The 11,587-nt window shown below is 64.6% G+C and carries 11 protein-coding genes, 1 tRNA gene and 1 pseudogene; 4 read left to right on the top strand and 9 right to left on the bottom strand.

Annotation, left to right across the window (positions count from 1 at the left end; all coding sequences use genetic code 11):
• Positions 1 to 30 precede the first annotated feature (30 nt).
• The 7 genes from AAF184_12230 to AAF184_12200 all read right to left on the bottom strand — a co-directional run bounded on the left by AAF184_12230 (position 31) and on the right by AAF184_12200 (position 5,495).
• Positions 31 to 834 (bottom strand): uroporphyrinogen-III synthase, encoded by an 804-nt coding sequence (locus AAF184_12230; protein ID MEO0423099.1) that lies wholly within the window; start codon positions 832 to 834, stop codon positions 31 to 33.
• The gene (gene hemC / locus AAF184_12225; protein MEO0423098.1) at positions 831 to 1,751 is read right to left on the bottom strand and encodes a hydroxymethylbilane synthase; all 921 of its coding nucleotides are present in this window, start codon (positions 1,749 to 1,751) and stop codon (positions 831 to 833) included. The genes AAF184_12230 and hemC overlap by 4 nt, the downstream gene beginning before the upstream one ends.
• Before the next feature lie 168 nt (positions 1,752 to 1,919).
• Complete coding sequence (locus tag AAF184_12220; GenBank protein MEO0423097.1) at positions 1,920 to 2,666, bottom strand: LytTR family DNA-binding domain-containing protein; 747 nt, start codon at positions 2,664 to 2,666, stop codon at positions 1,920 to 1,922.
• On the bottom strand, positions 2,663 to 3,691 hold the full coding sequence (locus AAF184_12215; protein ID MEO0423096.1) for a histidine kinase: 1,029 nt from the start codon (positions 3,689 to 3,691) through the stop codon (positions 2,663 to 2,665). Before AAF184_12215 ends, AAF184_12220 begins: the two co-directional genes overlap by 4 nt.
• 59 nt (positions 3,692 to 3,750) lie before the next feature.
• Positions 3,751 to 4,638 carry an NAD(P)-dependent oxidoreductase gene (locus tag AAF184_12210; protein ID MEO0423095.1) on the bottom strand — a complete coding sequence of 296 codons (888 nt, stop codon included), beginning with the start codon at positions 4,636 to 4,638 and terminating at the stop codon, positions 3,751 to 3,753.
• Positions 4,635 to 5,105, bottom strand: a complete 471-nt coding sequence (locus tag AAF184_12205; GenBank protein ID MEO0423094.1) for a DUF4124 domain-containing protein — start codon at positions 5,103 to 5,105, stop codon at positions 4,635 to 4,637. Before AAF184_12205 ends, AAF184_12210 begins: the two co-directional genes overlap by 4 nt.
• Positions 5,106 to 5,231: 126 nt before the next feature.
• Complete coding sequence (locus AAF184_12200; GenBank protein ID MEO0423093.1) at positions 5,232 to 5,495, bottom strand: accessory factor UbiK family protein; 264 nt, start codon at positions 5,493 to 5,495, stop codon at positions 5,232 to 5,234.
• A gap of 191 nt (positions 5,496 to 5,686) precedes the next feature.
• On the opposite strand from AAF184_12200, the gene AAF184_12195 reads away from it, so the two are divergent.
• Positions 5,687 to 7,261 (top strand): YifB family Mg chelatase-like AAA ATPase, encoded by a 1,575-nt coding sequence (locus tag AAF184_12195; protein MEO0423092.1) that lies wholly within the window; start codon positions 5,687 to 5,689, stop codon positions 7,259 to 7,261.
• A gap of 77 nt (positions 7,262 to 7,338) precedes the next feature.
• On the opposite strand, the gene AAF184_12190 is transcribed toward AAF184_12195, so the two are convergent.
• The gene (locus tag AAF184_12190) at positions 7,339 to 7,764 is read right to left on the bottom strand and encodes a hypothetical protein (protein ID MEO0423091.1); all 426 of its coding nucleotides are present in this window, start codon (positions 7,762 to 7,764) and stop codon (positions 7,339 to 7,341) included.
• A 472-nt stretch (positions 7,765 to 8,236) separates the two neighbouring features.
• On the opposite strand from AAF184_12190, the gene AAF184_12185 reads away from it, so the two are divergent.
• Entirely contained in the window at positions 8,237 to 8,533 is a 297-nt protein-coding gene (locus AAF184_12185; protein ID MEO0423090.1) for a hypothetical protein, read from the top strand.
• A gap of 600 nt (positions 8,534 to 9,133) precedes the next feature.
• Here AAF184_12185 and AAF184_12180 read toward each other — a convergent pair.
• The gene (locus tag AAF184_12180; GenBank protein MEO0423089.1) at positions 9,134 to 9,829 is read right to left on the bottom strand and encodes a c-type cytochrome; all 696 of its coding nucleotides are present in this window, start codon (positions 9,827 to 9,829) and stop codon (positions 9,134 to 9,136) included.
• Positions 9,830 to 9,999: 170 nt separating this feature from the next.
• Here AAF184_12180 and AAF184_12175 point away from each other — a divergent pair.
• Together AAF184_12175 and AAF184_12170 are read left to right on the top strand one after the other, a co-directional pair.
• Positions 10,000 to 10,076, top strand: a tRNA-Arg gene (locus AAF184_12175).
• A 96-nt stretch (positions 10,077 to 10,172) separates the two neighbouring features.
• Positions 10,173 to 10,844, top strand: a pseudogene (locus AAF184_12170) (radical SAM protein).
• Positions 10,845 to 11,587: the final 743 nt, after the last annotated feature.

Genomic DNA, 11,587 nt, shown 5'->3' with positions numbered 1-11,587 from the left:
TCGCGGGCACTCGGTGTGTACGGCAAATGGCTAGCGTCGTGTTCCCCACCATGCCTCCATGGCGCGTATCAGCGCCTCGTTGTCGGCGCCCCGGCTCTTTAGGGGCGGCAGCTCAAACCCAAGCTTGCTGACAGCGGCGTGGGCGATTCGCTCGCTCGGCGCGAGGACCGTCGATGCGCCGCGCACCGCATCCGCTTCAGCGCCGAGTAATAACAACGCATTATCCAGGATTTCTAAACTAGTTGCTGTAATGATGTGTGGGACATCCCCCGAACGGATGGCCGCCTTCGCTTCAACGGCACAGTCCGCCGATGGGCGGCGCCTCACGTAGGTCTCGGCGTAGCGCACATGGAACCCGCGTTCGCTCAGGGTGTTGGCGAGCAGCTCGCGACCGCCCACCCCCCGCACGATCAGCACATCGAGTGGCGCGTGCGATGCCGTAAGCGACGGGTGTGCCAGCAAGTCCTCGCTCGTGTAGGCGTCGTTCTCTGGGGTGATATCGACGCGTACTCCGCAGGCCTCGAGGGCGTTGGCGGTGGTGCCTCCGATGGCAGCTACCCGCCGAGGGCGCACGTGCTTCTCGCGCAGCAACCAGCTGCCGTGGGTCACCGCCGGCACGCTGACGAAGATCACGAGGCCGACGTCGCCCGGCGAGGCGAACTCATCGAGGAGCGCCGCGCGCTCGATCGCTTTGGTTTCGATCGCCGGCAAACGGATCGCTTGGCCGGCGCGACCGGTGACTGCCTCGGCCAGCGTGCCATTGGCGGGCTCCGGGCGCGTTATCAGGACACGTAGGCCCGTTAGGCTACCGCTAGGCCGGGCCTCGCCGTTCAAGCGTTCGGCGCGGCAACCAATTCCGCCGCGCCCTGCTCGAGCAGCGCGTCGGCGACCTGTGACCCGAGGGCCTTCGGGTCGCCCCGGGAACTGGCCGTCGCTTCCAGCAGCCGCGACCCGTCGAGCGCCCCCACTCGACCCGTCAGGGTGAGTTCGCCGTCGTCGGCCAGGGTGGCGAAGCCGGCGATCGGGGAATGGCAATTGCCTTCCAGCGCCAGGTTGAGCGCCCGCTCGGCGGTCACGCAGGTGGCGGTGGGCGCATGGTTGATGGCGGCCATGAGCTCGATGACCCGCGTGTCGTCTTCACGACATTCGATGCCGACGGCACCTTGGCCGATGGCGGGCAAGGACGTCTGGATATCGAAGGCATCGGTGATGCGCTCGCCCAGGCCCAGTCGCTCCAGACCGGCCACGGCCAGCACGATCGCATCCCACCCCTCGGACTCGAGCTTGGCGAGGCGCGTCTGCAGGTTGCCGCGCAGGGTGCCGATCTGCAGGTCCGGGCGTTTGGCGAGCAATTGCACCCGTCGGCGCAGGCTCGACGTGCCCAGGCGTGCCCCCTGGGGCAGGTCGGCGAAGCGTCGGTGCTTGAGGGAGACGAAGGCGTCCCGGGGATCAGCCCGCTCCAGCACAGCGCAGATAGTCATCCCGTCGGGTAACTCGGCGGGTACATCCTTCATCGAATGCACCGCGATGTGCGCCCTGCCTTCAACCAGAGCGACCTCCAGTTCTTTAAGAAACAATCCCTTACCGCCGATCTCGGCGAGCGATTGGGAGAGCATCTCATCGCCCTGGGTGGTCATGGGCAGGAGTTCGGTGGCGAGGTCGGGGTGGGCGGCGGCGAGGGCGTCTTTTACATGGTGCGCCTGCCAGAGGGCGAGTTCACTGCGTCGCGTGGCGATGCTGAAGCTGGACATTCGGGCTCCGGTCCTTCGGCTGCCGAACCGCCACATCGTTGGCGCGGTCTCGACAATCGCAATACGAACACGGGGTAGCGGCGGCGAGCCGCTACCCCGTGAGGTCAAACCACAAGTGTGCCCGAGTGTGCTCGCGACATGAAGCGCGCGAGTTACCGGTCGCTCGAGTCAGAGCGCGCGCAGCCGTTGCTTTACGGAGGCGGCGTGACGACGGCTGACACGGAAGCAGCGGCCTTCACCGCCTTCGTCGACCATCCTCACCTGGTAGTGCCCCTCGCGCGTACGCTCGAGAGCGTCGAGGTGGCGCAGGGAGATGAGCGTTTCCCGGTGAATCCGCACGAAGCGCTCGGGAAACTCCGCTTCCAGCGACTTCAGCGACTCATCGATGAGCACTTCGCCGGCGTGGTGGATGACGTTGGTGTACTTGTTGTCCGCGCAGAAGGCGACGACCGTGTCGAGGGCGATCACCTGCAGGCGCTCGCCGCAGCGGGCGCTGATGGTGGTGCGTTGCTCCTTCGCAGGCTCCGGCCGCACCTCCAACTCGCGGATCTGCGGCCGCGTCGGGCGCTTGGCCTTCTCCAACGCGTTGGCGAGCTTCTCCTGGCGGATGGGCTTCACCAGGTAGTCGGCCGGGCTCGCGGAGTAGGCCTCGAGGGCGTGCTCGCCGTAGGCGGTGGTGAAGATCACGGCAGGCGCGCTCGGCATGCTGCTGATCTTCACGGCGGCTTCCAGGCCGCCCATGCCGGGCATGCGGATGTCCATCAGGACCACGTCCGGCTCCTGCTGGGAGCACAGGCGTACCGCGTCCTCGCCGGACATGGCTTCCGTGACCCTGTTGCTCGGCGCGATCTCCACCAATTGCCGGCGCAGGCGTTCGCGCGCCGGAGCTTCATCGTCGACGATAAGAATCTTCACTGACTTTCGTCCCTGGATTGGTCCATGGGCAGCGTGAGCGTGGCGCGAAAGCCGTCCTGCTCACGGTGAGTGTCGAGCCGGGCCCGACCTTCACTGATAAGCGCCAAACGTTCGTGAATGTTCGCAAGGGCCATCCGATTTCCTTGATGCGGCGGCGCAGCAGTGGTGTCCAGGCGAGGCGCCGGATTATGTATCATGAGCTCAACCTGTTTGCCGAGCACCTGACCCCGAATGGAGACGGTCCCTCCCTCGGTCAGCCGCTCGACGCCATGATAGATGGCGTTCTCGAGCAGCGGCTGGAGCGTCAGCGCCGGAATCGGCACGTCCATCGGAACATCATCGATCTGCCAATCCACGCGCAAGCGCTCGCGTAGGCGCTGCTGCTCGACGCGCGCGTAGACACGGCAGACTTCGATCTCCTGGCGTAGGGGGATGCGCTGACCCGTATCCGACAGGCTCGCCCGCATCAGCTCGGCCACATCCTCCACCGCCGCTTCGGCGGCCGCCGGGTCCGAGCGGGTGAGGGACGCGATCGTGTTCATGCTGTTGAAGAGAAAGTGCGGCCGCATGCGAGCCTGGAGCACACCGATGCGTGCCTGCGCTTGGCGCTCGAGGTTCAGACGCCACTGGTGGGTGACGTAGAAGTAGCGCAGCAACAACGCACAGACCACGGCGCTGACGGCGAGGCTACCCAGCAGGAAGGGGCCGTGGCGCTGGGGGAAGAACAGCTGGGGGCCGCCCCCCGAGCCGCCCAGGGTGAGCAATCCGATCCACCAGGTTGCTTCGGCGATCGCGGCGGTCACGCCGAGGATCACCAGGAAGCCACCGATGGACAGGCCTACCGTACCCAGGGTAGCGAGCTTGGGGCGAAGGCTGCAGAGCAGGGCCGTGCCGGTGAGGGCAATCCAGATCAGGAGCAGGGAGATGCGCGCGAGCTCCAGCCAGAACAGCTCCCCGATGGGCACGCGGGCGAAGGTCAGCACGATCGCGACCAGCTCCACGATCAGCACGACGGTGAGCGCCATACGCGGCTGGCAGAAATCCGGGAGGTAGCAGTCCGCCGGGGTGGCGGCCGGGGAGCCGCTCAGCTGTCGTCGCTTGCGAACATTTCCCGCTTCAGGCGGAACAGCGATGAGATGTCCTCCTCCGCGTCGGGATCGCGCGCGAGCAGGCGTTCGTAATGCAGCAGGGTCATCTCGACCACGGGCAAGCGCACGTCGTGCTCATCGGCGATGGCCCGACAGATGGCCAGGTCCTTGGCGTGTAGGGCGACCTTGAATCCCAGAGGATACGTGTCGTCCCGCATGTTCGGGCCGCGCTGCTCCAGGAACCAGCTGCCGGCAGCGCCCGTCGCCAGGGTGGCGATGACCGCGTCGAGGTCGAGGCTCTCGGCCTGCGCCAAGGCCATGCCTTCGCTCACCGCCTGGTTGATGCCGGCGACCATGATCTGGTTCACCGCTTTGGTCACCTGCCCGGCGCCGACGGGGCCCATATGGGTGATTCGACGGCCGAGGCTCTCCAGCACCGGCAACGCGCGCTCGTAGGCGTCGCGCTCGCCTCCAACGAGAATCGCGAGGGTGGCGTTGATCGCCCCTTCGGTGCCCCCCGTGACGGGGCAATCGAGAAACTGCGCGCCCTTACTGGCCACGCGCTTCGCGGCCTCGCGCGCCGTCTGCGGCGAGGTCGTGGAGCAATCGAGGACGAGCTTGCCTTCGCTGAGGCCGGGGAGGAGCTGGTCCACCACGGCGAGCACGTCGGCGTCGGCGCTGACATTGGTGATCAGTACGTCGCACTCGGCGGCCAGGTCAGCGGGAGTGCTCGCGCTTGCGCAGCCTAATGAATCGGCAAGCTGTATGGCGACGCTAGCGGTGCGATTCCACACGCCGCCCAAGCGTTCGTGCTTGGCAAGGTTGGCTGCCATCGGCGCGCCCATGGCGCCGAGACCGAGTACGCCAGCGCGGGTCACGGTCACGGGGTACCGCTGCACCATTGGTCGACGGCGGCCTGCGCCTGCGCCTGCTCGGCGGCGATCTGCCCGTCGTTCAGGTAGATCTGCTGGCCGTTCTCGTCCACGCGGAAGGGACGGCGCGCCACCGACAGGGTGCGTAAGCGCGAGCGCGCCTGGTCGCAGCGATAGCGGCGTTGCTCCTGTTCGCGCGCCTGCTCGGCACTCGCTTGCTGCGCTTCCGCCGCCGCCTGCTGGCGGGCGGTCTGCTGCGCCTCGCGCGTGGCCACTTCGTTGGCCACGCGGGCCTCGTCCGTGCGCCGGCTGGCCATCTCCATTTCCTTGGCGCCTGGATGTTCGGGCTTGTCGCTGTAGTGCACGGTGCCGTCGGCGTCGACCCAGGTGAACAGCGTCTGCTCCTCCGCGATGCCGGCGCTGGCGAGCACGGTGAGCAGTGCCGCGGCGGCGGCGATTTGAGGTCGTTGCTTAGCCATCATGGTCAGGTCTCGAAGAGGGTCCCAATACCGATCTCGAGTCTATCACCGCCGTTGGGCGCGAATTCTCGACGAACGCACGTTTCCGCGGGGCGCTGCCGATCAGCGGTCGCCGGGAGACGACGGTCAGTCCTGAGGCGGCTTACCCTCCAGCTCGGCGATTCGCTGCTCCAGCTGCTCGACCGTCTCGTAGAGCCGATTGAGCATATCGTTGCGCACGTCGAACTCCTCCCGGGTGACCAGATCCATGCGCCCCAGGGCCGACTGCAGGACGGCCTTGAAGTTGCCGTGGACATCTTCGCGCAGGGCGCGCAGCCGCTCGGGCATGGCCGCGTCGAGGCGGCGGGCGAGATCGTCGATGAATCGTGGATCGAAACCTGGGTTGCTCATGGTGGGGTCCTCGTCGGGTTCGCTGCGTCACTCGGCTTGGCGAACGCCGCGTAACTCGATATCTGCGACAGAAATACGCGCTCCAGGCGCCCGTCTTCCTGCGCACACTCGGCTTGGTGTGCCGTTCGCGTTGGGCCCCATGGGAGCCAAGCGAGGGGCAATCCTACCAAATGGGCGCGGGAGGCCTGTCGATGACGCTGGCGCGCGTGCTGAGCAGAGCGCAGGTGGGGGTGGAAGCGCCCCAGGTCACGGTCGAGGTGTTCCTCGGCCGCGGCCTGCCCCGCTTCACGATGGTCGGTCTGCCCGAGACCGCCGTGCGCGAGGCGCGCGAGCGAGTGCGCGCGGCCATCACCCAGAGTGGTTACGAATTTCCAGCGCGCCCGATCACCGTAAATCTCGCACCGGCCGATCTCCCCAAAGAAGGCGGTCGCTTCGACCTCGCCATCGCCGTCGGGGTGCTGGTGGCCAGCCGACAGCTGCCGGGCAACGCCCTGCAGGGCATCGAGTGCTACGGCGAGCTCTCGCTGGGGGGCACCTTGAGGCCGATCCGTGGCGCCATCTGCGTCGCCACCCACGCCGCCTCAGCGAAGCATGCGCTGATCGTGCCGGTGGCCAACGGCGAGGAGGCGGCCATGCAGCGCCAGGCCGAGGTCTACGCGGCTGCCACCCTCGAGCAGGTGGGAGCGCACCTGTGTGGGAGACGTCCCCTGCGGGCCTGTCCGTCGCCGCGCTTCGCACCACCGGACCCGCATGGCAACGCTCTCGACCTCGGCGATGTGCAAGGCCAGGCGACCGCCAGGCGGGCGCTGGAAATCGCCGCCGCCGGGGGCCACAGCTTGCTGTTGGTGGGGCCTCCGGGCACGGGCAAGACCATGTTGGCCACTCGCTTACCGGGCCTATTGCCACCGTTAACTCATGAGGAGCAGTTGCAAGCGGCAGTGGTGCACTCGCTGGCGGGCGGAGCCGTGGGGCCGCAGCTGGAGCGTCCCTTCCGTGCTCCCCACCACAGCGCCACCGCCGCTGCCGTGCTCGGCGGCGGGGCTGTACTTCGCCCCGGTGAGATTTCCCTCGCCCACTGTGGGGTGTTGTTTCTGGATGAGCTCCCCGAGTTTCGGCGCGATGTGCTGGAGGGGCTGCGCGAGCCGTTGGAAGCGGGGGTGGTGCAGCTTGCCCGTGCCGGGGGTAGGGCGTCGTTTCCGGCGCGGTTTCAGTTGGTGGCGGCCATGAATCCCTGTCCTTGCGGCTATCTCGGTGAGCCTCGGTGCCGTTGCACCCCAGCGATGATCAATCGCTATCGCCAGCGCATTTCCGGTCCGCTGCTCGATCGGATCGATTTGCAACTACACATGCCGCGTCAGACGCCGGCAGAGGTGGGTGGTGACACGGCACCATCGCCGCCGTCAGTGAGTGCGCTCGTCGCCCGTCGAGTGGCAGCCGCGCACAGCGCGCAGCGAGGGCGCAGCGGCCGCCTCAACCACGCGCTTACGCCGGCCCAACTGGGCGAGGTGGTTGCGCCTGACGAAGTGGGGCGTTCGTTGATTCGTGCGGCGGGCGAGCGCTTCGGCTTGTCTGTGCGTGCGATTCATCGTGTCTTGCGCGTGGCGCGGACAGTAGCCGATCTTGCAGGATCGACAGAAGTGACCGCTGCGCACCTGTCGGAAGCACTGGGTTGGCGGACTTCGCTGGAGGAGCGTTGGGCTGCGCTGCCCTCGGTACATGGGCCTGGCGTCAGCAGCTCAGGGGTTTCGTTGTCAGATAGCTCGTGAAATCACTCGACCCAGGCGACCGATGCCAGGCACGGGACTCCGCCGGCCAGCGTAGCGCCTGCGATAGGAAGTCACCGCTAGTTCAGTCGCCGCAACCGGCCGACCACGCTGATTAAAGCAAGGGGTAGCAACAACAGCGGGCCGGCGGCGGGAATAGGGACCACGGCGAATTGAAAGCGACCGTAGGCGAGTCCAAGGCCATCACCAGTGGTTTCGGACCCGATGAGGACGAGTCGATCTATTCCACTGAAGGCGCTGAAATCCACCAGTTGGTTCGCGGCAATCACCTGTTCTGATAGAAGCTGAGCGCCATCGAAGATCTGTGCTCGTAAGACATCCCCGTCATCGAACTGGTTCGTGGTGAACGTCAGGTTGCCAATCCTCTGAGCGAACCTGATCTCGATGTCTGTAGAGCAGTCAGCCCCCTGCATTTCGGTGACCCCGCAGAACCCACCCAACGGTCCGGGCGGATTGTTCCCGGTATCCGCGTCGAAGATGAACACGTCGCCTCCGCTCGCTGTGATCTGCGCATTCACGAGTGAGAAATTCGGGGTTCCGAGGTACGTATCCCCAGGAAACTCCGCGAGAAAGTCGAGCGTTGCGGCTTCCGACCGGACCAAGAGGACGGCGCTGATCAGTGAGAGTACGAGGACTGTTTGCTTCAAGGTTGGCTGTCCGAGTTAGTTGTTTCTGATAGGCTTATGATTGCACTAGCTCATGGCACACAACAAGCGGACTCGCTCGAAGTTGGCTGCCTACGCCGGCCGGCGCTGCTGGTTGCTGCCTCGCAGCATGCCTTGCGGTTATCCCGGTGAGTCTCACTGCCGTTGTACGCTCTCCATGGTCACCGCTATTGTCAGCGCATCTGCGGTCCGCTGCTCGATCGGATCGACTTGCAATTACACATGCCGCGCCAGACGCCGGCACTGGACGCGTGTACTTCTTGCCGGAAACGCCTATGGGAGGGCGGTGGCTATGACGGCTCACGAAGCAAGCGTCGTGGCGTGGATTGGGTTCGGCGTATTCGCATTCCTCGTAGGCTATCTTGTCTCCTACTTACCCGGAATCGCTCCTCGCGCAGTGGACTGGAAACAAGCTACAGGAGTGGCCGTGGTGTCGGGCGCGACTGTTGGGTTCAACCTTAGCTTTTGGCTGTTCTTCGGGGATACGGGATTTGCAGGCAAAGTCTCCATGGCGATCTTTGTTCTGCTAGCGACGTTCTCGATGTTGTTCGTAGTGGCGATACTGTGGCTGCGTTACTTTGGGAAGTAGCAGGCTTAAGGTAGCGATGCGCACGAGCGATCGATGCCACCTTGAGGAGTCTGCTATGTGGCTGAGGGCAGGGTTATTGGTTGCCGTTCTAGTGAACCTTGGGGGGTGTTCACGGGTGGTAGAGTGCAGCGGTTTGCTGAGGGACTTGTCCAGCCAACACGGATTCCCTATCACGAAGGAGGGTATCTTTCATGCAGGGTACTTCGATTCGACTGAGTACTACTGCATAAGTAGTGCGTTGGTGTGTACCCCCAGAAACGCTGTTTTCGTCACCGCCTACGATGGGTCTACATCGTTTGTCTTGCAGTATGCGGAACACTCATCCAGCGCGCCACCGGGTGTCACACACTGTGTAACTTGAGTGCTTGATTACTAGGTTGTAGAAGCCAGCCCTGCCGGGAGCTTCACGAGATCCGCCCCCAAGTACGTTTGGCCCAAGCCAGGGCGTTGCTCGAACGGTACTGTTGTCGGTCGAAGGCGAGCTCGGCTGGCCTTCGGGCGCCCCGGGTTGACGGGGCGCTGGAGGATCGCAGGCGGGAGCGGAAAGCCACGCCCCGCCGCGCAGAGCGACGGGGCATCGGTGTCGGGCGAGTCCTGAGCTTACTGGCTCTCGGCCACCATGAAGTCGACCGCAGCCTTCACCTGATCGTCGGAGAGATAGCTGAAGCCCCCCTTGGGCGGCATCGCGTTCCAGCCGTTGATGGCGTGCGCGTAGAGCGTGTCGTTGCCCTGGGCGATACGCGCCGTCCAGGCAGCGGGGTCGCCGACCTTTGGCGCACCGGCGATGCCGGCGGCGTGACAGGCGTTGCAGCCCTGGTTGTAGATCGTGCTGCCGTCGATGTCGGCGGCAGCCGCGGCGACGCCCTCAGCGGCGGCGTCAACGGCGGTTTCTACCGTCTCAGCCACGGCGGCGACGGCTTCGACCGGCGAATGATCCTCGCCCGATGCTTCAGCGTGATGCTCCTCGGCCGCCTCTCCGTGGCCTTCGTCACCACCATGGCCGGCGTCATCGCCGTGGGCGGCGTCATCGCCGTGGGCGGCGGGCGGATCGCGGAACGTGAGAGCGGTGGAAGCGGTCGGCGCGACCGTCACGCCGGCACCGGCCAGGGCGACGGTGCCCACGGGCGCCGTGCGAGCCTCGATCGCTTCCAGGCGAGCGGGATCGGCGCTCACCCACTGATCCTGGGTGTTGCTGTCGACCACCTTCGCCAGGACGTAGATGAAAATCGTGAATGCCACCAGGGAGGCGAGCACGTAGGAAAAGGTCTGGAAGAACCGGATGTCTTGTGCCGTCACGTTTGCAACCTTGACTCATCTAGGCCAAAAAAGGATCGCGAAGTATAACGGTGCGGCACGGCAGCAGAAAGCGCCCGTTCGCACGTGTCGTGGACGTCGTGACACCGGCACGGTTATATTGCGCGCTGGTTCTCGACCTGGCGATCCCGCCGGTCTCGCCCCACCCCAACGCGCCTGTAGCTCAGCTGGATAGAGTACCGCCCTCCGAAGGCGGGGGTCACAGGTTCGAATCCTGTCAGGCGCGCCATTTCATTCGTTTCAGCGCACCCGTGCCCCAAGGGCCTCACACCCTTCGTGCGCTTGCTGATACTGTATGAATAACCAGTAGTTCAGCGGGGCCATCATGAGTGATTCGGGTGTCATCCGTGGCCGGGGCGCGACGTGCTCGCCCGCGCCGCGGTTTCTCGCGGCAAGCCACGAGGCGGTGGCCGATGGTTGGACCGTCGCGGAGCCGGAGCGGGCGCCCGACACTCACGTGCGTCGCGAAGTGCCGCGTTCGCTCATCACCTTCAATCGCTCGCCGGACCTGCCCTTCGACCGCACCATCAACCCCTACCGGGGCTGTGAGCACGGCTGCGTGTACTGCTTCGCGCGCCCGACGCACGCCTTTCTGGACCTGTCGCCCGGTCTGGATTTCGAAACACGGCTGGTCTGGAAGGCGGATGCGGATCAGGTGCTTCTGCGACAGCTGGGGAGTCCTTCGTATCGGTGCGCGCCGATCGCCCTGGGGGCGAGTACCGATCCCTACCAGCCGATCGAACGTCGCTACGGCGTCACCCGCCGAATTCTCGAAACGCTGCTCGCCTGCCGACATCCCGTGTCGATCGTCACCAAGGGCGCACTCATCGAGCGCGACCTCGACCTGCTGGCGGAGCTGGCTGCCCAGCGACTGGTCAGCGTGGCGGTCAGCGTCACCACCCTGGCCCCCGAGCTCAAGCGCCAGCTCGAACCGCGGGCGAGCAGTGGGCCGAGGCGGCTGCAGATGATCGAGCGACTGGTCGCGGCGGGAGTGCCGAGCCAGAAACCCTCTCTTATCAACTCGACCTAAACTGTCCCATTAGTGCTGACGTCAGACACGCATTTCTATAAGCCATCTCCGACTGGCAGCAGGCATATTTCAAATAACATGGCCTACCGAGCTCTGGATGCGGCGCGTCTCGAATTCCGTAGTGGTGTTCGCAAAATTCATGGATACCCTGAAACTGCAAATTTGGGGATCGACAGCTCAGTGTTGGATCGCATGCAAATGCGAATTAATTAGTGTGGTCTGTAGTCACCTTGAAGCCCCCGATGGACTTCCGCCGGTTGCCTCCGAACCGGAAACTCAATCGATTAAATCAGAAGTCTAAGTGAGTTGTGGCGCGCGCTTTGAGCTCCGTAATTTTGTCTTTAAGACAATCAACACCCAAAGCGCGGACAAACACTCATAGTCTGTTTTGTCCGCAAAGCAGCCATCAGCAGCGCATCCATGGCGGGCTAAAAATTGCCCGAATATAGAGCTACGTAGACGCCATGCGATTCTTCAATGTTCCTTATCGTTTATTCGCGCTGGCTGTCGTTACTGTAGTAATCCTTTGGGCGTGCCTTTGGATTGCAATTGTAAATCTGCCAATTCTAAAGGCACTGGATGAGCGAGGTGTAAGTGTCGAGGCGGAAATCGTTTGGGTTGGTAAGACACCAAACAGTTGTGGCCCACCTGTACGCTGTAGTTTTGGTTAATTGGACCGGGGCAAATCTCTAGTGGTTCAGATGAATTGT

Source organism: Pseudomonadota bacterium, assembly GCA_039815145.1.
GTDB lineage: Bacteria > Pseudomonadota > Gammaproteobacteria > Steroidobacterales > JBCBZW01 > JBCBZW01.
This window is presented reverse-complemented; position numbering and strand designations above follow the sequence as displayed.